We start from the raw sequence: 22585 nt of genomic DNA on the forward strand, positions 1-22585 counted from the left end.
GGTTGATCAACGACATGATGCTGCGCCGGTTCAGCCAGGCGACGCAGCGCAACTATCTCCGCGACATCGGACGCCTGGCCACCTTCCTTGGCCGGTGGCCGGATACAGCGACCACCGACGACCGCCGCCGGTTCCAGATCGAGCAACAGGATAATGGGTTCAGTGCCGACGATGAACAGCATTGCGTCGGCCGGCTTCGCTTCTTCTTCACGCATACGGGTCGATCGTCCCGAGCTGGCGCGCAAGCTCGTCCGGCTGGCACCCGCGCAAGCTGCCGGTGGGAAACATCGTCGTCAGAAAGACATTCCAATGTGCTCTGCAAGTGCCTGCCGAGCGATGAGCGCTCGTTGCGACCCCAAGTTTATGGATGCCGCCGACGGCTCGGCCGTTAATTTCACATAATTTCACATTCTAAATAGGATACAAAAGTCAGCCCAGAGCTGACGGCCGAAACGCGCTCAGACATTGGAATGCGCCCGTAATGGAGGCCAGGCTTCCATGTCGATTCCCAACTTTTTGCTCTTCGGCTGTCCGCTCATCCGTCTTGACCAGGACGAACCTACAGCCTATCTCACCGCCACGTTGGCACTCCCCGCTGGCGAGTGCTAACGGGCTCCGGCAACGGAGACCTTTCAACCTCCGCACAGGGATATCCAAAATGGCAAAGTCGAATTTCCGCCCGCTTCATGACCGCGTGGTCGTTCGCCGGGTCGAATCCGAATCCAAGACCGCCGGCGGGATCATCATCCCGGATACGGCGAAGGAGAAGCCGCAGGAAGGCGAGATCATCGCCGTCGGCTCCGGCGCCCGCGACGAAAGCGGCAAGCTCGTGCCGCTGGACGTCAAGGCCGGCGACCGCATCCTGTTCGGCAAGTGGTCGGGCACTGAAGTCAAGCTCAATGGCGAGGACCTTCTGATCATGAAGGAATCCGACATCATGGGCATCATCGGCTGATCATCGGCCTCTCCATCAATTGAGTTTTCGGGCTCTTCCCGAGCCCTTGTCAGGAGCTAACCATGGCTGCAAAAGACGTAAAATTCTCCCGCGACGCCCGTGAGCGCATGCTGCGCGGTGTCAACATCCTCGCCGACGCGGTGAAGGTGACCCTCGGCCCTAAGGGCCGCAATGTCGTCATCGACAAGTCGTTCGGCGCCCCGCGCATCACCAAGGACGGCGTCACCGTCGCCAAGGAGATCGAGCTTGAGGACAAGTTCGAGAACATGGGCGCCCAGATGGTCCGCGAAGTCGCTTCGAAGACCAACGACATCGCCGGCGACGGCACGACCACCGCGACCGTTCTCGCCCAGGCGATCGTACAGGAAGGCAACAAGGCCGTTGCCGCCGGCATGAACCCGATGGACCTCAAGCGCGGCATCGACCTCGCCGTCAGCGAAGTCGTCGCCGCTCTCGGCAAGGCCGCCAAGAAGATCAAGACTTCGGAAGAAGTCGCTCAGGTCGGCACCATCGCCGGCAATGGCGACGAGTCGGTCGGCAAGATGATCGCGGAAGCGATGCAGAAGGTCGGCAACGAAGGCGTCATCACCGTCGAGGAAGCCAAGACCGCCGAGACCGAGCTGGAAGTTGTCGAAGGCATGCAGTTCGACCGCGGCTATCTCTCGCCCTACTTCGTCACCAACGCCGACAAGATGGTCGCCGATCTGGAAGACGCCTACATCCTGCTGCACGAGAAGAAGCTCTCCAACCTGCAGGCCATGCTGCCGGTGCTGGAAGCCGTCGTTCAGACCTCGAAGCCGCTGCTCATCATCTCGGAAGACGTCGAAGGCGAGGCCCTGGCCACGCTGGTCGTCAACAAGCTGCGCGGTGGCCTGAAGATCGCCGCCGTCAAGGCTCCGGGCTTCGGTGACCGCCGCAAGGCCATGCTGGAAGACATCGCCATCCTGACCGGTGGCCAGGTCATCTCGGAAGACCTCGGCATCAAGCTCGAGAATGTCGGCTTGAACATGCTCGGCCGCGCCAAGAAGGTGTCGATCTCCAAGGAGAACACCACCATCGTCGACGGCGCCGGCAAGAAGGCCGAGATCCAGGGCCGCGTTGCCCAGATCAAGCAGCAGATCGAGGAGACCACCTCGGACTATGACAAGGAGAAGCTGCAGGAACGTCTGGCGAAGCTCGCCGGCGGCGTTGCGGTGATCCGCGTCGGCGGTGCGACCGAAGTGGAAGTCAAGGAAAAGAAGGACCGCGTTGACGACGCGCTGAACGCGACCCGCGCGGCCGTGGAAGAAGGCATCGTTCCCGGCGGCGGCGTCGCCCTGCTGCGTGCTTCGCTGGCCATCACTGTCAGCGGCGTCAACTCCGACCAGACCGCCGGCATCGCCATCGTTCGTCGCGCGCTGCAGTCTCCGGCTCGCCAGATCGCGGCCAATGCTGGTGCGGAAGCCTCGATCGTGGCCGGCAAGATCCTCGAAAACAAAGGCGCGACCTTCGGCTTCAACGCCCAGACCGGCGAATATGGCGACATGATCGCCATGGGCATCGTCGACCCGGTCAAGGTCGTCCGCACCGCTCTCCAGGACGCAGCCTCGGTCGCCGGCCTGCTCGTCACCACCGAAGCCATGATCGCCGAAGCTCCGAAGAAGGAAGCTGCCGGCGGTATGCCGGGCGGCATGCCCGGCGGCATGGGTGGTATGGGCGGTATGGGCGGTATGGATTTCTAAGGTCCACGCACCTGCAACAATCTCGAGGGGCGGCAGCGATGCCGCCCCTTCTCTGCCGCGGAGCCAAGCCCGATCGCCCATTCGCAAGGCTACACACGGCGGCACTTTCACGGCGGACACCAATGACTGACTTCATTCTGTTCGCCCTTCCTTGCCCAGGCGGCTGACAGTGCATTAGGCCATGGCCTATGGCGCGATCTCCTTCACAGTGCTCCGTCGGTGTTCCGCCGGCGCAGGCTTCAGCGGCGGTTGCTCAGCGTCCGGGCTTGTCGTCCTGGTCGATGAGGATGCGCTGAACGGCTCCATCAAGATCCTCATATTGGCCACTTCTCAACGCCCATAGAAAGCCAGACAGCCCCAGTGCGCCCAAAAATAGGGCGACTGGTATGAGGTAGACGAGTGTCGTCATGACGCCCGCGCTGATGAGCGAATGCCGGAACGCCTTGCCGAAGAAGCCCTTGTCAGCTCGGCGAGCATAAAGCCCTGCAGCCTCAGCGCGTTTCCGATTACCAGCAGCGATGAGGCGGACATCGCGACCGCCGCGATTACCGGCGTGACGTGGCCGAGGATAGCGATCGGAACGGCAACGGCGTTGTAGATGATCGCGATGGCTATGTTCTGGCGGATCAGCCGCCCTGCCTTTCGCGAGACGCCCAGCGCAAGGGGTACCGCCGAAAGGCTTTCACGCAGGAACACGAAATCGGCGGCGTTGCGGCCCACATGGGCGGCGGTGGCTGGAGCGATCGAGACGTGCGCCGCGCCCAGCGCTGGGCTGTCGTTGAGCCCGTCGCCCACCATCAGGACCTTGTGGCCGGCCTTTGTCAGCACTTCGATCCGCTCAGCCTTCCCGGACGGCAGCAGCGCCGAAACAAAACTGTCGATGCCCAATATTCTTGCGACATCGCCACAGGCGTCTGCGGTATCGCCCGACAGCATTTCGACCGAAACCCCGGCATCGTTCAACTGCGCCAAGGCAGCCCCGGCATCGGGGCGCAAGGCATCCTCGAAAACGAAGGATGCGACAATGCCCCCGTCTTTCGTCAGAACTGTTCCGCCATGCCCGCTTTCGCCATAGGTTCGGGCCTTACATCTAGCCCATCGGCGCCGGCCCAGCCGCCAGATACTTCCGGCGACAGTGGCTTCAATTCCAAACCCCGGATGCTCTGTGACGGCATCGAACTTGTGCTGCCCCCCAGCAGCGGCAAAACCGGCTATGGCCTTTGAAAACGGATGACGCGAATGCGCGGCCATATCGGCGGCGATCGCCAGCACGGCCGGATCGATCGACGACGCATTGACGAGCCGGGGCTGTCCGAGCGTGAGCGTTCCGGTCTTGTCGAACACCGCCGTATCCATCGCCGCCAGGCGCTCCATGGCCGAACCGTCCTTGACCATGATGCCGCTTTCGAACAGACGCCGCGCCGCGACCACCTGCACGATCGGCACGGCGAGGCCGAGCGCACATGGACACGTGATGATGAGAACGGCAATTGCAGTCGTCATTGCCAGGTGCCAGTCGCCGACCGCAACCATCCAACCGATGAATGTTATTAAGGCCGTGAGATGGACCACCGGAGCATAGAGGGCGGAGACACGATCGGCGATGCGGCGATAGGGCGAGCGGCCGCCCTCCGCCGCCTCCATCAACCGAACCATTTCCGCCAGGAACGAGTCCTTCGCGGCGGCTGTCGCCTCAATCGTGAGCGAGCCGGTAAGGTTGAGTACCCCAGCCTGCACGAGGACGCCTGGCGCCACGTTTCTGGGCGTGCTTTCGCCGGAGACCAGGGAGCAGTCGAGATCAGATGATCCCCGAATGATCTGTCCGTCGACAGGAATCCTTTCGCCCGCTGCGATGAGCAGCTGCATTCCCGGTTCGATCTCGACAACCGGCAGGTAGTCGCGCGCGCCCTCGCCGCGCAGCACCATGGCACCACGCGCCGCCAGCTGCGACAGACCGTTTACGGCGGTCCGGGCCCGCTCGCGCATGACATGATCGAGCGTACGCCCAATTAACAGGAAGAATAGCAGCGATACCGACGCGTCGAAATAGGCGTGATCGCCATGATTGATCGTCTCATAGAGACTCATGGCGTAGGCCAGCGACACCCCGACCGCGATCGGCACGTCCATATTCATGCGGCCGTGGCGCAGCGCGTTCCAGGCCGAGCGGAAGAAAATGCCGCCGGCGAAGGCAAGCGCTGGGAGGGCGATCAGCGCAGAGACCCAGTGGAACAAGTCGCGGGTCGCGCCTTCGGCGCCGGACCAGACCGAGACCGAAAACAGCATGATGTTGCCCGCCGCAAAACCAGCAACCGCGACCGCGCGGATCAGTTCGGATAATGTCTTGTTCTTGTCGCCGACCTCGGGGTCGAACAGATGCACCTGGTAGCCTAGCCGCCCGAGCGCGAGGACGAACGGTGGCACGTCGTAACCACGCCATCTGACCGAGACCCGTTTCGTCGACAGGTTGACGCGGGCGCTCTCGACGCGATCGAGCTTTCCCAAAGCCTTCTCGATCGTCTGGATGCAGGCTGCGCAATGAACTGTCGGAACTGAAAGGTCGATCTGGCGAAGATCATCGCCAACCAAGTGGCTCGCCAATCTGATCTCCTGGCCAGACGGCAGGACCGATGTGGTACCGGTCAGATCCATCGGCAGTTCCGCGCCGGGTGCACAGCAGCTCATTGCAGCGCTCCTTGCGAAATCATGATCCGGCGAACGTCGCGATAGGGCTCCGCGAGTCCGACGTCGGCATCGACTTCGACGATCCAGACGCCATCCTCAGGCACATCCTGTCCTGCAAACTCCTGAGCCGAAGCAAAGGCAAGAGTGACGGACTTGTCCTTGGCCTCATAAGCGGGATGACGAAACAGTATCTTCACGCCATGCACGGGAACCTGCTTGCCGGTGGCATCGCTTAAGCTGTAGCGGACCTCACTCCGAGCGATCGTCAGGTTGCCGGTCCAGCCGAGTGCCGCCTGCGCGCGCCCTTCCTCGGCCTTTTTGTTGAATAGCTGACTGGCCACATAGGTGTTCTCGACGACAAGACCGGTCCAGCTTTTGCTAGCGAGCGCCGCCATGGTCAGGTTGACGGCGACAACCACGCCGAAAAAGCCGAGAATGGTGAGCAGCATATGCCTGCCGGTGAACTCACGCGTATTTCGCGTATGGGTGCTCATCTGGCGATCTCCGGTGCGTTGAAGGTGGCCGTGTATTCGTCCGATTCGAAGTTCGCCTTATCCTCGACCCGGAACTTGAAGGTTTGTGCAACATGTCGCACCTCACCCGCTGGCTGGCGCACGAAAATTTTCAGTATCTTCAGCCGGTCGGGTTCGACCGCGATGCTGGAGAAGCGAGCTGCCGGCAGATCACTGCCGACGACGCTCATTTCGGCTCCCTGCAAGCCCTGCAACGCGACAATGATTGTCCTTGGCTCGGGGATCATGTTGAGCAGTTTGACAGTATAGCCATTGCGGATCGAACCGTCGGACAGCGTCACGAACTGTGGATTGCGGTCATGCAGGACGTTCAGTTCGAGCCTATCGCGCGTCAGCAGCGAATAGAGCAGGCCCAGCCCGATCATCGACCACAGGCCTATGTACACGTAGGTGCGCGGCCGAAAGATCTTGCGAATGTGAAAATACGCCACCTGATCGCAGAAGGTGCCGACAGCAGTCCTGACCAGCGACGGATTGATCGAACTGGAGCCGCCTGCTGTCGCCAGCATCATGTTGGCATTGTAGTCAAAGAGCGTTGCGTAGGAGATCAGCCCACGCTCCTTGCCGAGCTTGTCCATGACGCCGTCGCAGGTGTCGATACACAGCGCGCAGGTGATGCATTCGAGCTGCTGGCCGTCGCGAATGTCGATCCCCATGGGGCACACCGCGACACAGGCATTGCAATCGACGCAGTCGCCGAGCCGCTGCCCGACCGCGTGGGCCTTCTTGGCGTGCCTCGAACGAGGTTCGCCGCGCCAGTCATTGTAGGTGACTGTGAGCGAATTCTCGTCGAGCATGGCAGCCTGGATGCGCGGCCACGGGCACATGTAGGTGCAGACTTGCTCGCGCATCAGCCCGCCGAACGTGTAGGTGGTCGCCGTCAGCACCGCGATGGTGACGTAGGCGACCGGAGCGGTGGTGCCGGTGAATACCTCGCTGATCAGCGTTGGCGCGTCGGCGAAATAGAGGATCCAGGCGCCGCCGGTGGCTGCCGCTATGACCAGCCAGATGGCGTGCTTCGATACGCGCAGTACCAGTTTACGCACCGTCCATGGGCCGGCGTCGAGCTTTATGCGGGCATTGCGATCGCCTTCGATGGCTCGCTCCACCACCACGAAAAGATCGACCCATACCGTCTGCGGGCAGATATAGCCGCACCAGGCGCGGCCGACGGTGGACGTGATCAGGAAGAGGCCGGTTCCGGCCATCATCAAAAGGCCGGCGACATAGTAGAATTCCTGCGGCCATATCTCGATGAAGAAGAAATAGAAGCGGCGGTTGGCAAGATCGATCAGCACGGCCTGATCAGGAGCAAACGGTCCTCGATCCCAGCGCAGCCAGGGAGTCAGATAGTAGATGCCCAGCGTGATCGCCATCACGAGCCACTTGAAGCGGCGGAAGCTACCCGAGGCGCGCTTGGGGAAGATTTTCTTGCGCGGTGCATAGAGCGGCTGTCGTGTCTTGGCGGAGTTAACCACTTTTGCCTCGAGCCGCTCCATCTGCGTTTTATCCGGCACCTGTATCTCCACTTGCCCACGGCTTATGCATCGTTGTGCGGCGGACTTGTCCGCGTCGACAGACGTCCGCTCTTGCAGCGAGCCCGCTTCGCCGAATGGGACCGCGTCGCCTTGCAGCAGGGTACAACTCGCCGCATGCCGGAATGGTGTCGAGGCCCGGCAAAGCCGGGCCTCGTCGCTTGGCGGGGGAGGGCTGAGAATAGGCTTCCGTTCCTATTCTCCGCCGCCAAGCGAATGCACATAAACCGCAATTTCCTTAACCGTGGTCTCGCCGAGACGCCCGATCCAGGCCGGCATGACGCCGTGCTTCGGCGCACGGACCTGGACGGCGACGGCTGTCTCGCCCGATCCGTAGAGCCAGATCGCGTCGGTCAGGTCGGGTGCGCCGAGTTCCCTGTTGCCTTTCGCATTGTCGCCGTGACAGGCGACGCAGTTTTCTGCGAAAATCTTGGCGCCGGGTTGAATCAGACTTGCATCGCGGACCTTGCCGGAAAGGCTGGCAACATAGGCGCTCACCTGTGCGATCTGATCGGCGGTGATGATGTCGCCGAAGGCCGGCATTTCCGACAGGCCCGTGTCCGGATCTGACGCGAAGCGGATGCCGTGCGCGATCGTTTGCTGGATCTGCTCGGTCGTGCCGCCCCACAGCCAGTCATCGTCGTTCAGGTTTGGAAAACCTTTCGACCCTTGGGCGCCGGAGCCATGGCACTGCGTGCAGTTGACCTTGAATGCGGCGCCGCCGGCCGCGACCGCGAATTCGCGCAAGGCGTAGTCCGACGCAATTTCAGAGACGCTTTTCGAGTCCACCGCCGCGGCGTATTTGCCTTTCGCCGCTTCCGCCGCCGCCAGCTCATTCTTGGCATCGTTGCGGCTGGAATATCCAAGCACACCCTTGGTTGCGGAAGACAGCATGGGCCAAGCGGGATACGCGATTGTATAAGCCACCGCCCAACCGACGGTGATGTAGAAGGTTATCACCCACCATCGGGGCAATGGGTTGTTGAGCTCCCTTATCCCGTCCCATTCATGACCGGTCGTTGAGATGCCCGAGACTTCGTCGATGTGCTCGTCGCTCATGTTCGGTCGCCCTTGAGTGGAATCTGGGCGGCTTGCTCGGCCTGTGTTTTGCCGCCGGGACGCAAGGCAAAGGCAATGCTGCCGACGAAGAAGAGCGCCATAGCAAGCAGACCCCAGCTGTCCGCGGATTCCCGCATCAAATCATAGCTCATTGCGTCCCCCTCAGCGGTAGCCGGCTGCATCGTCATAGGTCTTGAAATCGACCAGTGTTCCCAGCATTTGCAGATAGGCGACGAGGGCATCCATCTCGGTCACCTGCTGCGGATTGCCGTCCAGATCGCCGACCTTGGCTTTCGGATAGCGTTTCTCGAGGCCGGAGCTATCGGCATTCGGGTCGGCCTGGGCCATTAGATCGGCATTGGCGTGCGCGATCATGTCATCGGAGTACGGGACGCCAACACCCGCGTTCGCAACCAGATGTGTCGAGAAGTGTTTCACCTCGATCGGAGCGTCCTTCAGGAAGGCATAGCGAGGCATGATAGATTCCGGCACCACCGAACGTGGATCCACAAGGTGCTGAACGTGCCATTCGTTGGAATAGCGGTTGCCGACTCGTGCAAGGTCAGGGCCGGTGCGCTTCGAGCCCCACTGGAAGGGGTGGTCGTACATGGACTCAGCCGCCAGGCTGTAGTGGCCGTAGCGTTCGACCTCGTCCCGGAAAGGCCTGATCATCTGGCTGTGGCAGAGGTAGCACCCCTCGCGCACATAGATGTTGCGTCCGGCAAGTTCGAGCGGCGAGTAGGGACGCATGCCCTCGACCTTCTCGATCGTGTTGTCGAGATAGAACAGCGGTGCAATTTCGACGATGCCGCCGACGGTGACGACAAGAAGAGAGCCAACGAGAAGCAGCGTGGCGTTCTTCTCGATGATCGCGTGTTTGTCTGTCAAGCCCATTGTCTGGCTCCCTATTCGGCCGGCCGAAGGGCGGGCTCGGAACCCGGCATTGGTTGCTCTTCGCGCTGGTATCCGAGGATGGTCATGGTGATGTTCCAGGCCATGATCATGGCACCGGAGAGGTACATGGCACCGCCGATGGCACGCATGACGTAGTAGGGATGCATGGCCGCGACGGTTTCGGCGAAGGAGTAGACGAGGAACCCCTGCTCGTCGTATTCGCGCCACATCAGGCCTTGCATGATGCCGGACACCCACATCACCGCGGCGTAGACGACGATCCCCAGCGTCGCCAGCCAGAAGTGCCAGGTGACGAGCCGCAGCGAATAGAGTCGGTCACGGTTCCACAGTTTCGGCACCATGTAGTAGATCGCGCCGAACGAGATCATGCCGACCCAACCGAGCGCGCCGGAATGGACGTGCCCGATGGTCCAATCCGTGTAGTGCGACAGGGAATTGACCGTCTTAATAGACATAATCGGACCCTCGAAGGTCGACATGCCGTAGAAGGCGACTGCCATCACCATCATGCGGATGATCGGATCGGTGCGCAGCTTGTCCCAGGCGCCCGACAGGGTCATCAGGCCGTTGATCATGCCGCCCCATGACGGCATCCACAGCATGATCGAGAACACCATCCCGAGCGTCTGCGCCCAGTCGGGTAAGGCGGTGTAATGCAGGTGGTGCGGGCCGGCCCAGATGTAGAGAAAAATGATCGCCCAGAAGTGGATGATCGACAGCCGGTAGGAATAGACCGGGCGGCTCGCCTGCTTGGGCACGAAATAATACATCATGCCAAGGAAGCCAGCCGTCAGCAAGAAGCCGACCGCATTGTGGCCATACCACCATTGCGTCAAGGCGTCCTGGACGCCGGAGAAGGCGGAGTAGCTCTTCGAGCCGAGGAAAGAGGCCGGCATCGACAGGTTGTTGACCACATGCAGCATCGCGATGGTCACGATGAAGGATAGATAGAACCAGTTGGCGACGTAGATATGCGGTTCCTTGCGCTTCAGGATGGTGCCGAGGAACACGATGAGATAGGCAACCCAGACGATGGTCAGCAAGAGGTCCACGTACCATTCGGGTTCGGCATATTCGCGGCCCTCGGTGATGCCGAGCAGGTAGCCGGTCGCGGCCATGACGATAAACAGCTGGTAACCCCAGAAGACGAACCAGGCCAGATTGCCGCCAAACAGCCGGGCGCGGCAGGTGCGCTGGACAACATAGAGCGATGTGCAAAGCAGTGCGTTGCCGCCGAAGGCGAAGACGACTCCCGATGTGTGCAGCGGGCGCAAACGGCCGAAATTGAACCAAGGGCCGATATTAAGCTGAGGGTACGCAAGCTCCAGCGCGATGAGCACGCCGACGAGCATGCCGACGACGCCCCAGAACACCGTCGCGATGGCGCCGTAGCGGATTGGACCATCCACATAGGCGGATGGGTCGATCGGCGCCGCGGGCTTGAAATCCGTATTGCGCAGCAGGATCGCAGTGAAGCCAGCCACGGCGAAGAACAAAACCCACATGTGCTGGCGAAAAGGTTCATCCACCCCCAGGCCGGCAGCTACGAGGGCGCCAAAGGCAAACAGGCTTAGAAGGACGATCTCCGTGCCAAATTTCATGACATGTCCCCGACCAGGATTCCAATGCGCGACGCTAAACCGCGGTGCATTAATTCCCTAGTTGCCGCCTGCTTGCCCTGATCTATGTCAGAGCCGCACGATTTTGCTTCGGGCAGCATCGAGTTCGGTGAATCAGAAGGTGGCGATTTGAACGAGGAAACGCAGCACGGGCGACCCCACTCACGGACAAGTGCAGCTTCCTCGCGTCGGGCCGGCACAGAGGCGATTCCGGGCGAGGTCATGAAGCGTGCCCATCGGGAAAAGCTGAATCTCTGCGACTCACTGGAAAGCATTGCCGATGCACTGCCGAACGTCGACCGCCTCAAATGTCTTGGAACGGCCAAGAAAATCGTTCCGCTGCTCCGTGACATTCATGGGTTTGAGGAGACGGTGGTCTTCCCTGCGTATGAGGCGCAGTTGACGCCGGCCGAGGGCAAACTTGCCTCTACCAGCCGGTTGCGCGTCGAGCACCTTGAGGATCAATGCTTCGCTAGCGCGGTGGCCGAAACGCTCCTAGCGATAGGTCATGGTAATCCGATAGAGAGCCCGGAAGCTGTCGGGTTCATGCTACGAGGCTTCTTCGAAGGCTTGCGGCGACACATCGCTTTCGAACGCGAGCACGTCCTGCCGCGGATCGCAATAAGCGACGCAGGCGCTTAGGTCTCAAAGGCCGGTTGCCGCGAGCCTCGGCCGCCGCAGCGCTGCTCCAGCCGGATCATGCTGTCCACCGTTACATGGCGGTTGTTCTTGATCCGGATCACGCCGTCAGCCCGCAACCGCGTAAGCTGGCGGCTCACGGTCTCGTTCGTCAGTCCAAGGAAATCAGAGATGTCGGCACGTGTCAGGGGCAGATCGAAGCATGAGGACCTAGCCGCCGGGTCGATACTGGAATCCATATTCTGGGCGATCATGACGAGAAAGCTCGCCACCTTCTCGGGTGCGGTCTTGCGCCCGAGAGTCACCATCCATTCAAGTGCCTCGTCGAGTTCGTTCAGCGTCTGCTTGAGCAAGCGAAGCTGGAGTTCCGGTGATTCCTTCATTATCCGTTCAACGGCCGCCTTCGGAAACGAGCACAGCGAGACGGAGGTTGCCGCTTCCACATTGATCGTGCTTTTCACCTTGAAGGGCCGGCCCAGAAAATCCGGTGCGAACCGAAGACCGACAATCTGCTGGCGGCCGTCCGAAAGGCACTTCGTCAGCTTCACAACGCCTGAAAGCATGTTTGAATAGCTGTCAACAGCCGCGGCGTCGGCGATCAGTTCGACCCCCGGCTCGATTTTGTGCCGCGACGAAGTCTTGGCGAGCCAAACCAAATGGTTTCGATCGAGCGCACCACAGATCCCGCGATGCCGCGCGGCGCAAGACAGGCAAAGAACGGGAATGCCGGAACTGTGAATGTCCTGCTGTACTGTCATTACGCTCGCGCCATCGATCCCAAGTTCGGCAGGATAGCAAGCGATGGCAGAGAAATCCTTGCGGCAGTTTGTCCGTGCGGAGGCTGACCGAAATCAGGGCTTTGACTCTTTGACGAGTCCAGACTTCCGGCGAGGCAAAAACGACGGACCACCAATGAGACCGGAATTAGCTGCCAGGCTTGGCGAGACATAGGGCGCCACTTTATGATCCTTTGACGACGCGTGTATTCCCAATGGGGGTCGCATGGCAGAGGAGGCCCGCCGGAACCCGCAGGCAGGGCTCCAGTTTGTATCCGCTCAGGACCTTGGATTGTTCGTTTGGCGATTCTTTCACTGAATGTCAGCGACGCACCCCATTGCGGCTCCGCTACTCAGCCTTCGATAACTCGGAACCTGAACCTGACACGCGTCGCAATTTCTCTGACATGCCGGCGGCAGGCAAGCTTTCCTTTCTGGCCCGGGCAAACGCGCGATCGCCTTCCAAGAACCCGACCAGCATGAATGGGATGAGCTCAGCTACTGTCTCAGACTCATTATAGGTCTGTCGGTAAAGCGCCGCGTAGTCCTTCAGTGCTTGGCTGAGGCCCGCGCTGACGGTGATGGTGATCTTGGAAGGCGTCCGGTCCGGAAGCTTTCCTAACTTCAAGTTCGCCATGAGCGGCTCCTATTCAATTTGTGTATGGTCGTAGCACGAGGTCCTTGTGCACGATGACGCGCAGCGGCCAACCAGGACGGACAATAATGGTGGGTTGAATATTGAGGTTTTTTTCGGTGATGCGCTGGCCAGCTTGACTGACGTTCTGCTGAGTGGATTCGCGGATTGCCTTGAGCAGATCGCTTTCGTTGTCCCCAAAGCTCAACTCGGTGCCGACGCCCAACAGCGTGGCTAGAGCAACTCCCTTGATCAGCTGCCAGGTGTGGAAATCCACCTGGTCCTCCAGCCCTGCATAGCCGGCAGTATCTGTCGCTGGCAGATTGTCGATTTCAATCGACGACCCGTCGGGCATCACGATGCGCTGCCAGACTAGCAACGCGCGCTTCTGTCCAAAAGCGACGACACTGTCATAGGTGCCGATGAGCCGCGAGCCCTGCGGGATGAGCAAGGTGCTGCCGGTGACTGTGTCCTCCACATTCTCGGTGACCTGTGCAACCACGAGGCCAGGCAGGTCGGAATTGATGCCGGTGATGAGGCTTGCGGCGATCACGCTGCCGGCCATCAGCTGGTGGGGCGAAGCCGGAGTCTGCAGCGCGTGCGGATTATAGATCCCATTTGTGCTCTGCTGGCTGACGAAGTCGAGCTTGCGCTGCTGATTGTTCTGATCACCCTCAGCCGGTGCAACGGAAGCCTTGGCGTCTCCCGCATCGGGTTGTGCAAGTGGTGCTTCAAACGGCGGCCGCGCTCCCTGCGCATTGTCGGCGACCTTCGTTTCCCTGGGCCGGTTCTCGATCCGGAACATGACTTGCGACTCACGTGCCTCGATCGCCTGCTGGGCAAGCCGGTCCTCCTCGGCGGAGGCCTCCTGCCCCGGGGCGATGCCAAGCTGTCGCTGGCGTTCAAGAATGGGGCGGCCGAGATCGCCGGGCAGAGGTGGCCCAAGCACGGCAGGCTTCGGCTTCATTACGGAATAGTCCTTGGGAAGCGTTTCAAGTCCCTCCGCGGTTGGCTTACGTTCGGTGTTGTAGAGGTCTTCCGCCTGCTCTCTGATGCGCAACGCCGTCCCCTGAAGCGCTATCATCGTGACGCCCAGAATTGCGCCAGATCCAAGTGCAGCGATGGCGACGATCACGCCGCGTCTGAACCGCACCGCGCGGCGAGGAGAAGCCCGCAACTGCAGCTGCTCGGGATCGAGTTTCGGCGGTGCATCTGGTGGGAAACTGTCGGTCATGAGTGCTCCCCTCACCTGCTGGACCGCGCGAAGAGCGGTATTCGCCGCGGCGGTTGCCGGCCGTCGATCCTGGTGATGCGGACCACTTGCTGCTGCTTGACGCCGAGGCGCAATTCGGCGGCGGCAAAGAGACGATCGACGATGTAATAGTTCCCGCGCATGCGGTAATTGACGAGCTGGTTGCTCCCGTCAGCACCGACGATGAAGAGTGGCGGTGCCTCACCCTGATCAATGCGCCGCGGGAATTCGATATAAACCTTGTTGCCGTCGTCGAAGGCACGCATCGGCCGCCAAGGCGGCGTGTCACCGTTTATCGAGTAGCGGAAGCGAATGCTTTCGAGCGCCACATTTGAAGCTGCCGGCATGGCGGCGTCGGCCTGCGCATTCCGCTGGCGTAACGCGATGATCTGGTCTTCGCTGTAAGTCCAGGAGATCGCCGCCATGGCAGTCTTTTCGGTACTTTGAAGCTGCAAATGGTATGTGCGCCGTTCCGTGGTGATCACCAGATTGGTGCTAAGCGCCGGGGCGAACGGTTTGACCAGCACATGGGTGCGCTGATTGTCACCGGTGCCGCTGACGGTGTCGCCAATCACCCAGCGCACGGTGTCACCAGCCGACACGGCTGTTAGCTTCTCGCCCGGCTGTAGAGCGATATCGGTGACGCGCTCCGGCGCGGCGTAGAGCTGATAAAGTGCGCCGTCGGTGAAGGGATAGACCTGGACCGCATTGACATAGCCATATCTCGTGGGTTGCTGCGTCGCCGCCTTGTTGGCATCGGTTACCCTTTCTTCAGGGGAGCGCTTTTCCTCAGCGATCTTATCCGGATCGGGCTGCAACTGGCCCGGTAGCGGTAGCGGCTTTGGGACCTGGACAATCTTCACCGATTTCTCCGGCGGCTTTTCGATCGCAGCTGGTTTGAAATCGGCAGCATCGTAGGAAATCTCAGGCGGTGGCACCGGCTTCGAGGCGCAAGCGGGAAGGACGGCTGCTGACGCGAACAGGAGTAGCGCGGCACGGAATGATGGGACTCTATTTGTCATTTGCAGGCTCCTTCGGGGAAACGAATGTTGGCGCGGCGCTGTCGAGCTCACGCGACCAGTCGATGGCGTTGATGAAGACGCCGAGCGGGTTGTTGCGCAGCTGGTCGGTATTGCTCGGGGGGCGGATCACGATGGTGAGGATCGCGGTCCAGCGCGTCGTGCTGGCAAGGCTGCCGCGCTCAAAAACCTGCTCAGTCCATTTGACCTGAAACGAGCTGTCGGAAGCCCTGATCACGCTGGTCACTTGCACCGACACGCTGCGCGTGCCGATCTTACCGAAGGGGTCGTTCGACTTGGCGTACTCGTTGAGGAAAAGCGCCGCCCGGTCCGTGGCAAAGTCGTAGGCCGCAAGCCAGTTCTGCCGTACCAGCACTGGGTCGGTGGAGATCGAACGGACATTCTGGATGAAGCGGCCGAGATGCCAGGCGATCTGTGCATCGGACGGCTCGTAGTCCCGGATTGCCGGTGCAACGGCGCGCGCCTCACCGAAGCGGTCGACCTCGACGACGTATGGCACGACACGGCTCTGCATCGACTGCCACACGAGTCCGCCGGAGAGCCCAGTCGTCAAAGCCAGGCAGCCAAGAGCCATCAGCCGCCAATTCCGGGCCTGCACCCGCGATGAGCCGATGCGCTCATCCCACAGCTGGGCGGCCTTCTGATATGGCGTGACCGGCTCGGGCGTCTTGCCGTAACGTTGAACGGGTCGCTTGAAGAGCATCTAGTCGTCCTTGTCATTGAGAGAGGGATTGGCGGTGCCGCCCGGTCTGTCACCGTCGCGGACGGCTTGGACGGCGGCGTGGCGATGGGCACGAGCGGTCTGTTCGGCGCGCATGCGTCTCGCCCAATTGGGCGCGGTAGTAGGAGCAGAACCGGCCGGACCTCCGGTCATTGACGCGGTCGGCGCACCGCCGCTGGCGGTCCATGCGGCTTCGCGCCCGGCATTGACGCCAGGCCCGAAGCTCCCCGCAGCAGATCCTGCTGCTCGCATCGCGGCGCCGCCGGCGGCGCTTGCCACACCCTGCATTCCAGCAGCCACACCGGACAGGCCGGAGTCGGGCGAGGTTGCTCGTCCTAGCTGCCAAGCCGAGGAAGCTGCCGAGCCCACGGTCGTGCCGGCTCGGACGGCGGCAAGCCCGCCGCCGGTTGCCAAGCGCACACCGGCAAAGGCAGCTCCCCCGGCAACGAGCGCCGATCCGGCAGCGGCCGCCGTGGTCCCGAGCGCGGCGCCGGCCCCGAGCTGCGGTGCGCCAGAGACTAGGCCCGAGGCGATCCCAGGGCCGAAGATTCCGAGCCCGAGAAGCGCCAGCGCGCCCAGCACCTGTGACATGGCCGCCGCCAGATCCGGCTCCTTGCCATGGAGCGCCGAAGCGAACTCGCCGAAAAGCGTGGAGCCGATACCGACGATCACCGCGAGCACCATCACCTTAATGCCCGACGAGATGACATTGCCGAGAACGCGTTCAGCGAGAAACGCCGATCGGTTCCAGAGCGCGAAGGGCACAAGTACGAAGCCAGCCAGGGTGGTGAGCTTGAACTCGAGGATGGTGATGAAGAGCTGGATCGACAGAATGAAGAAGGCGATGATGACCAGGAACCAGGCTATGAGCAGCACGAAGATGGTGAGCGCGTTGCCGAAGATTTCCGGGAAGCCAAGGAGCTGGCTCGCCTGATCGAGAAGCGGCCAAGCGCCCTCGAAGCCGGTCGCGGCAATGCGGCCTGGATGCAGGAGATTGTCGGCGGAGAGATTGCCGGAGGATGCGTTGATGCCGAGGCCGGCAAAGGAGCGGTAGATGGTGTCGGCGAGGTTCTTGAAATTGTTCAGGATGAAGGCGAAGACGCCGACATAGAGCACCTTGCGGATGAGGCGGCCGAGAATGTTGGGCTCGCCGCCGAATGACCAGGCCAGGCCGGCAAGTGTGATGTCAATGCCGATCAGGATGGTGGTGAGGAAGGCGACGTCGACCGAAAGAAGACCGAACCCGCTATCGATATAGCGGATAAAAGTCTCCATGAAGCGATCGATGACGCCAAGGTCGTTCATGCCGCCGCCTTCCTCATGTTGAAGTGCCAGTGATCAGTTGCCGGGATAGGCGGTGCCGGTGCCCAGGAAGCGTTTTGTCGTCTGTCGGGCAGCTTCCTCGGACTGCGCCTTGCGGGCGGCATCCTCGGCCTCGGCGCGGAACTGCGTCGCAAGCAGCGTCTGGATCTGCATCTGCTGCTTGGTCGAAAGCGCGATCAGCTGATTGGTGGCTTGGCTTGCCTGAAGCGCACCGGCCGCGCCTTGGCTGCGGTTGACAAGGTCGGCAAGCAGGTCGCCATCGCCGCGGACATTCTCAACAATTTGCGACTGGACACCCATGGTCTGGCGGAACGCCTGCATGGCACTCTGCCAACGCTCGCGAGCCGCGCTCGCCACGTCGCTGACCTTGATCGTGGCGTCGTAGCTTTCTGGATACTGCTGGCGCCACTGGTCCTGGAGCTTGCCGACATCGAAGCTCAGGCCACTCGCCTGGTCCATCAGCCCGTCGATCCGTTGCAGCGAACCGGTAAGCTGGCCAACCGAGGAAAAGTCCATGCTCTGAAGATTGCGCGCCATGTTCTGCAGCATGGTCGCCTGGTTCTGCAGCGACTGGATCTGGTTGTTGATCTGCTCCAACGCGCGCGCGGCCGAGAGCATGTTCTGCGTATAGTTCGATGGATCGAAGACGATCAGGGCATAGGCTGGCTGGACATAGTCGGCCAATGGCTTGGCGATTAGGGAAAGAGTGATCAGGCTGGAGAGAAGGCGGCGTCGCATCATGACGATTGCTCCATGTCAGGTTGAGGGAATTGCTGGAGATGCTCGGCGGCCCAACCGAGGCCACGCGCATCGAGAAATCGGGAGGCAAAATTCTCCTGCCCGTCTTCGGACAAGACGCTGTCGATCAGCGTCTGTGTGGCTGGGTCGGAGGCGCCGCAAAGTGCGAGTGTGATGGGACCCAAGCCCAGCTCGAAGAGGCGGTTGCCGCGACGCGACTGCAGATAGTACTGCCGCTTCGGCATCGCGCGGGCGACCATTTCGATCTGCCGTTCGTTCAAACCGAAGCCCTCATAGGCCGCTCTCGCCTGTGGCTCCACGGCGCGGTCATTCGGAAGAAAAATCCGCTGCGGGCAGCTCTCGATGATCGCGGGCGCTATTGAAGAGCCGGCGATATCCGCAAGCGACTGCGTAGCGAAGATCACCGACACGTTTTTCTTGCGCAGCACCTTCAGCCATTCGCGAATGCGGGCGGCAAACAGCGGGTTGTCGAGATAGACCCAAGCCTCGTCGAGCATGAGCAGCGTCGGCCGTCCGTCGAACCGCTCCTCGAGACGATGGAACAGATAGGTGAGCACCGGCAGCACAGCGCCTTGGCTGTGCATCAGCTCCTCGGTCTCGAAACACTGCACGTCGGACAGAGCCAGGCGATCGTCATCGGCATCGAGCAGCCGGCCGTAGGGGCCATCTAGTGTGTAGGGCATCAATGCGGACTTCAGCGCATTGGACTGAAGCAGGACCGAAAGGCCGGTCAGCGTGCGTTCCTGCGCCGGCGCGGTGGCGAGGCTGCCGAGCGCCGACCAGATTGCCTCCTTCACCTCAGGCGTGATGGTGACGTTCTCATGCGCGATGAGGGTGGCAATCCATTCGGCCGCCCAGCTCCGGCTGGCTTGGTCATCGATGTTGCGCAGCGGTTGGAACGAAAGCGCCCCGTCGGCACCCAGTGCGTGGTGCTCTCCACCCATGGCGAGTGTTGCTGCGCGGGCTGAATTGCCTTTGTCGAAGACATAGACCTGGGCGCCGGCATAGCGTCGGAACTGAAGTGCGATCAGCGCAAGCAGGACCGACTTGCCGGCACCGGTCGGACCAACGATCAGCATGTGACCGACGTCGTCGACATGAGTGGAAAGCCGAAACGGGGTCGACCCGCTGGTCTCGGCGAAGAGAAGCGGAGGGGCCTCTTGCCGGGTGACCTTGGCGAGATGCTCGTTTGTCGACGGACCGGCCCACGCCGACGACAGCGGCATAAGATGGGCAAGGTTCAACGTGTGAATGAGCGGCTGGCGAACATTGGCATAGGCATGGCCTGGCAGCGACCCGAGCCACGCCTCGACCGCGTTGACGTTTTCACGGATTGTCGTGAAGCCGAGCCCATTGACGATGCGCTCGACCGCGCGAAGTTTCTCCGCGGCGGCTTGGCGATCCTCGTCCCACACCGTCACGGTCGTGGTGAGATAGCCGAAGCCGACATGATCCCCGCCCAATGCCTGAAGTGCTTCGTCGGCATCGAGCGCCTTGTTGTCGGCATCGCTGTCAACGAGCGGAACGGGCTCGTTGCTTACAACCTCGCGCAGGATAGCCACGATCGATTTGCGCTTGGCAAACCACTGCCGCCGCAACCGGGTAAGCGTCTTGGTCGCTTCCGTCTTGTCGAGAGGGATAAAACGCGTCGTCCAACGATAGGCAAAATCCTGATGGTTGAGGGCATCGAGGATTGCGGGGCGAGTGAGGTTCGGGAAACCAAGAATTGACAGCGTGCGAAGATGCTGATCGCCCAGCATCGGTTCCAAGCCGCCGGTGAGCGGCGCATCGACTAGGATGCCGTCCAGATACATCGGCGTTTCCGGTACTGTGACCGGATGGCGACGCATCGAGATTGTGCCGTGTAAGTAAGTCAGCGTCTCGGCATCGTCGATCGCGCGCACTTCGGGCATGAAGCCGGACAGCAGATCCAGCACACGGTCGGTATCGTCGCGGAACCGCGATAGCTCCTGGCGCCAGTCTCTTTCGGCTTCTGGATGATGAGAGTCGACGAGCGCGCTTTCCGCACGAGCCTGGCTGTCCGCTGGCGGCATGAACAGCAATGTTAGATGGTAGCGGCTCTCGAAATGCGCGACCTTGCCCTCGAAAGCCGCGCGCCGTTCTTCATCGATGAGCCACGACGCCGCGTCGGGAAAGCGCGAGGCCGGATAGCCCAACGCTTCGACGCGTTCTGCCTCGAAGAACAATGCCCAGCCGGTGCCGAGGCGTCTCAGCGCATTGTTCGCCCTCGCGCAAATGCCGATGAGTTCGGCTTCCGTCGCGCTTTCGAGATCGGGGCCGCGGAACCGCAGCGTCCGCTGAAAGCTGCCGTCTTTGTTGAGCACGATGCCCGGCGCGACGAGTGCTACCCAGGGCAGATGGTCGGCAAGCCGGTCGGCCTTCCCGCGATATTCCGAAAGGTTCAGCATGCCAGCCACCCCCTCAGACGAAGGTGCCGGACAAGCACGCTGGCAAAGTCCGGATCGCGGCGGGCGGCAAAGACCGCCAGCGTGTGGCCGGCAGTCCAGAGCACCAGCCCGGCTATCCATTGCTCAAGGCCGAGCCCGATGGCTGCGGCAACTGTGCCGTTGAGGATCGCTACCGCTCGCGGCGCACCGCCAAGCAGGATGGGCTCGGTCAGCGACCGGTGAACCGGTACCTCGAAGCCGTCGATATGCTGTTCTCCGGTGGCCATCAGACGAGTGCCCCGCCGCCGAAGGAGAAGAAGGAGAGGAAGAAACTCGATGCCGCGAATGCGATCGACAGCCCGAAGACGATCTGGATAAGCCGGCGAAAACCGCCGGCCGTGTCACCAAAGGCGAGCGTCAGGCCGGTGGTGATGATGATGATCACCGCGACGATCTTGGCGACCGGGCCCTGCACAGATTCCAAAATTTGCTGCAGCGGTTGTTCCCAGGGCATGCCGGAACCAGCCGCGTATGCCGGGGCGGTGACTAGAAGCGCGAGCGCGGTGGACGAAAGAAAGCGAAGCTTCTTGAGCATGAAGTGACCTTTCAAAGCTGCTGGAGTTGAGGAGGCGTGAGCTGGGTGACGGCGTAATCGCCGCTGCCGTCGAGACCGGTGACCTCAGCAATCGCGTCGATGCGGCGCGATGATCCGCGCCCGGCGATGAAGACGATCAGATCGATCGCATCGGCGATGAGGCGTCGAGGAACGGTGACGACGGCCTCCTGAGCGAGTTGCTCAATACGGTAAAGAGCCGAGCGCGCCGAATTGGCGTGAACGGTGGCGATGCCGCCGGGGTGGCCCGTGTTCCATGCCTTGAGCATATCGAGCGCTTCCGCGCCCCTCACTTCGCCGACAATGATGCGGTCGGGTCTGAGCCGGAGCGTCGAGCGCACGAGATCGGCAAGCGTTACAGAACCACGCCTCGTTCTCAAGGCAACGCAGTCCTTTGCTGCGCATTGCAGCTCGCGCGTATCCTCGATCAGGATCACCCGCTCGTCGCAGTCGGCGACTTCGGTCAGCAGCGCATTGGCAAGGGTCGTTTTGCCCGAGGACGTGCCGCCTGCGACCAGGATATTGCGCCGCTCGCGCACTGCCTTACTCAGCACATCGGCCTGCAGCGGCGATATGATGCGGTCGGCGACATAATTGGCCAGCGTGTAGAGTTTTGCCGCTGGTTTGCGAATGGCGAAGCACGGCGCCAGCACCACAGGCGGCAGCAGTCCTTCGAATCGTTCGCCCGACGGCAGTTCCGCACTGACGATCGGGTTGTCGGCATGAGCCTCGGCGCGCATATGGGACGCGACCAGGCGGATAATGCGCTCCACCTCCGAAGGATGCATGTGCACGCCCGTATCGACGCGGCCTTCGCCCAACCGGTCGAGCCGCAGCGCGCCGTCGGGATTGACCATCACCTCGATCACCAATGAATCGGAGAGCGCCTCGGTGATCGCAGGGCCCATGGCGGTGCGCAGCATCGCGCGGCGACGATGGTCGGCCTCCGGATGAGAGCTCATCGTTCCCCTCCCCTGCCGTTCTCCTTGCCGAGAGACCGTTTCCCGGAAGCAATCTGGCGACCGACCTGCTCGATGAATTTGTCGAAACGGTCCTGAGCAATGGCTTGCGTCGCCTTGTCTGGAACCGGCGTGTGCGCGTGAAGCGTGATCGAAAAGCGAATGAAGAGCGCCAGGCTCTCCAGGATCATTTCGGCATCGCGCCGGACTTGAACGAGGTCGCGTGAAAGACGATCGAGCCGCACACCGTAGCGCCGGTCGAGCTCGTTCTCGCCACGCCGCTCGATGAACGCCTCAACAGCCTTGGCCACAATGGCTGATTTGGTCGTCGAGGGATCGCGACTGAGGTTCTCCAGCCTCTCGCTCAATTCGGGTTCGAGCAGAAACTGGTGACGAATGCGGTGGGTCTTCATGCGGCTCGTTCCGACGGGCCGGCGTT

24 protein-coding genes are annotated in these 22585 nt (G+C 61.6%); 4 read left to right on the forward strand and 20 right to left on the reverse strand.

Features of this window, described 5'->3' with window-relative positions; translation table 11 throughout:
• The first annotated feature begins 17 nt into the window (after window positions 1-17).
• The 3 genes from CK221_RS02320 to groL all read left to right on the forward strand — a co-directional run bounded on the left by CK221_RS02320 (window position 18) and on the right by groL (window position 2676).
• A complete protein-coding gene (locus CK221_RS02320) occupies window positions 18-392 on the forward strand; it encodes a phage integrase N-terminal SAM-like domain-containing protein (protein ID WP_245420490.1) in 375 nt (124 codons plus the stop codon).
• Between the two features lie 266 nt (window positions 393-658).
• The gene (gene groES / locus CK221_RS02325) at window positions 659-955 is read left to right on the forward strand and encodes a co-chaperone GroES (RefSeq protein ID WP_095776521.1); all 297 of its coding nucleotides are present in this window, start codon (window positions 659-661) and stop codon (window positions 953-955) included.
• Window positions 956-1017: 62 nt separating this feature from the next.
• Window positions 1018-2676, forward strand: a complete 1659-nt coding sequence (gene groL, locus CK221_RS02330; RefSeq protein WP_095776522.1) for a chaperonin GroEL — start codon at window positions 1018-1020, stop codon at window positions 2674-2676.
• Between the two features lie 253 nt (window positions 2677-2929).
• Here the strand turns inward: groL and ccoS are convergent, their stop codons facing one another.
• From ccoS to ccoN, 8 genes are all read right to left on the reverse strand, one after another.
• The gene (gene ccoS, locus CK221_RS02335; protein ID WP_095776523.1) at window positions 2930-3085 is read right to left on the reverse strand and encodes a cbb3-type cytochrome oxidase assembly protein CcoS; all 156 of its coding nucleotides are present in this window, start codon (window positions 3083-3085) and stop codon (window positions 2930-2932) included.
• The gene (locus tag CK221_RS02340) at window positions 3082-5361 is read right to left on the reverse strand and encodes a cation-translocating P-type ATPase (RefSeq protein WP_095776524.1); all 2280 of its coding nucleotides are present in this window, start codon (window positions 5359-5361) and stop codon (window positions 3082-3084) included. Before CK221_RS02340 ends, ccoS begins: the two co-directional genes overlap by 4 nt.
• Window positions 5358-5855 (reverse strand): FixH family protein, encoded by a 498-nt coding sequence (locus CK221_RS02345; protein WP_095776525.1) that lies wholly within the window; start codon window positions 5853-5855, stop codon window positions 5358-5360. Before CK221_RS02345 ends, CK221_RS02340 begins: the two co-directional genes overlap by 4 nt.
• Entirely contained in the window at window positions 5852-7393 is a 1542-nt protein-coding gene (ccoG, locus tag CK221_RS02350; protein ID WP_095776687.1) for a cytochrome c oxidase accessory protein CcoG, read from the reverse strand. Before ccoG ends, CK221_RS02345 begins: the two co-directional genes overlap by 4 nt.
• Window positions 7394-7624: 231 nt before the next feature.
• Window positions 7625-8488: a cytochrome-c oxidase, cbb3-type subunit III gene (ccoP, locus tag CK221_RS02355; RefSeq protein WP_095776526.1), complete on the reverse strand. Its 864-nt coding sequence runs from the start codon at window positions 8486-8488 to the stop codon at window positions 7625-7627.
• Complete coding sequence (locus CK221_RS02360; protein WP_095776688.1) at window positions 8485-8640, reverse strand: cbb3-type cytochrome c oxidase subunit 3; 156 nt, start codon at window positions 8638-8640, stop codon at window positions 8485-8487. The genes ccoP and CK221_RS02360 overlap by 4 nt, the downstream gene beginning before the upstream one ends.
• A gap of 10 nt (window positions 8641-8650) precedes the next feature.
• Complete coding sequence (ccoO, locus tag CK221_RS02365; protein WP_095776527.1) at window positions 8651-9382, reverse strand: cytochrome-c oxidase, cbb3-type subunit II; 732 nt, start codon at window positions 9380-9382, stop codon at window positions 8651-8653.
• An 11-nt stretch (window positions 9383-9393) separates the two neighbouring features.
• On the reverse strand, window positions 9394-11004 hold the full coding sequence (ccoN, locus tag CK221_RS02370) for a cytochrome-c oxidase, cbb3-type subunit I (RefSeq protein ID WP_095776528.1): 1611 nt from the start codon (window positions 11002-11004) through the stop codon (window positions 9394-9396).
• Window positions 11005-11244: 240 nt separating this feature from the next.
• Here ccoN and CK221_RS02375 point away from each other — a divergent pair, with 240 nt between their 5' ends.
• Window positions 11245-11664: a hemerythrin domain-containing protein gene (locus CK221_RS02375; RefSeq protein ID WP_245420474.1), complete on the forward strand. Its 420-nt coding sequence runs from the start codon at window positions 11245-11247 to the stop codon at window positions 11662-11664.
• Here the strand turns inward: CK221_RS02375 and CK221_RS02380 are convergent.
• The 12 genes from CK221_RS02380 to CK221_RS02435 form a co-directional block, all read right to left on the reverse strand.
• On the reverse strand, window positions 11661-12419 hold the full coding sequence (locus tag CK221_RS02380) for a Crp/Fnr family transcriptional regulator (RefSeq protein ID WP_095776530.1): 759 nt from the start codon (window positions 12417-12419) through the stop codon (window positions 11661-11663). The two genes, CK221_RS02375 and CK221_RS02380, sit on opposite strands and share 4 nt — an antisense overlap.
• A 367-nt stretch (window positions 12420-12786) precedes the next feature.
• A complete protein-coding gene (locus tag CK221_RS02385; protein WP_095776531.1) occupies window positions 12787-13074 on the reverse strand; it encodes a DUF2274 domain-containing protein in 288 nt (95 codons plus the stop codon).
• Between the two features lie 13 nt (window positions 13075-13087).
• A complete protein-coding gene (locus CK221_RS02390; protein ID WP_095776532.1) occupies window positions 13088-14305 on the reverse strand; it encodes a TrbI/VirB10 family protein in 1218 nt (405 codons plus the stop codon).
• 11 nt (window positions 14306-14316) lie between these two features.
• A complete protein-coding gene (gene trbG / locus CK221_RS02395; protein ID WP_095776533.1) occupies window positions 14317-15345 on the reverse strand; it encodes a P-type conjugative transfer protein TrbG in 1029 nt (342 codons plus the stop codon).
• Window positions 15335-16066 carry a conjugal transfer protein TrbF gene (gene trbF, locus CK221_RS02400; RefSeq protein ID WP_095776534.1) on the reverse strand — a complete coding sequence of 244 codons (732 nt, stop codon included), beginning with the start codon at window positions 16064-16066 and terminating at the stop codon, window positions 15335-15337. The genes trbG and trbF overlap by 11 nt, the downstream gene beginning before the upstream one ends.
• Window positions 16067-17389: a P-type conjugative transfer protein TrbL gene (gene trbL, locus CK221_RS02405; RefSeq protein ID WP_095776535.1), complete on the reverse strand. Its 1323-nt coding sequence runs from the start codon at window positions 17387-17389 to the stop codon at window positions 16067-16069.
• 33 nt (window positions 17390-17422) lie between these two features.
• A complete protein-coding gene (gene trbJ / locus CK221_RS02410) occupies window positions 17423-18148 on the reverse strand; it encodes a P-type conjugative transfer protein TrbJ (RefSeq protein WP_095776536.1) in 726 nt (241 codons plus the stop codon).
• Window positions 18145-20595, reverse strand: a complete 2451-nt coding sequence (gene trbE, locus CK221_RS02415; RefSeq protein ID WP_095776537.1) for a conjugal transfer protein TrbE — start codon at window positions 20593-20595, stop codon at window positions 18145-18147. Before trbE ends, trbJ begins: the two co-directional genes overlap by 4 nt.
• Window positions 20589-20861 carry a VirB3 family type IV secretion system protein gene (locus tag CK221_RS02420; RefSeq protein ID WP_095776538.1) on the reverse strand — a complete coding sequence of 91 codons (273 nt, stop codon included), beginning with the start codon at window positions 20859-20861 and terminating at the stop codon, window positions 20589-20591. The genes trbE and CK221_RS02420 overlap by 7 nt, the downstream gene beginning before the upstream one ends.
• Entirely contained in the window at window positions 20861-21169 is a 309-nt protein-coding gene (locus CK221_RS02425) for a TrbC/VirB2 family protein (RefSeq protein ID WP_095776539.1), read from the reverse strand. The genes CK221_RS02420 and CK221_RS02425 overlap by 1 nt, the downstream gene beginning before the upstream one ends.
• A gap of 11 nt (window positions 21170-21180) precedes the next feature.
• Window positions 21181-22149 (reverse strand): P-type conjugative transfer ATPase TrbB, encoded by a 969-nt coding sequence (gene trbB / locus CK221_RS02430; protein WP_095776540.1) that lies wholly within the window; start codon window positions 22147-22149, stop codon window positions 21181-21183.
• Window positions 22146-22559, reverse strand: a complete 414-nt coding sequence (locus tag CK221_RS02435) for a CopG family transcriptional regulator (RefSeq protein ID WP_095776689.1) — start codon at window positions 22557-22559, stop codon at window positions 22146-22148. Before CK221_RS02435 ends, trbB begins: the two co-directional genes overlap by 4 nt.
• Window positions 22560-22585: the final 26 nt, after the last annotated feature.

Origin of the sequence: Mesorhizobium sp. WSM3868, assembly GCF_002294785.1 — a bacterium.
GTDB lineage: Bacteria > Pseudomonadota > Alphaproteobacteria > Rhizobiales > Rhizobiaceae > Mesorhizobium.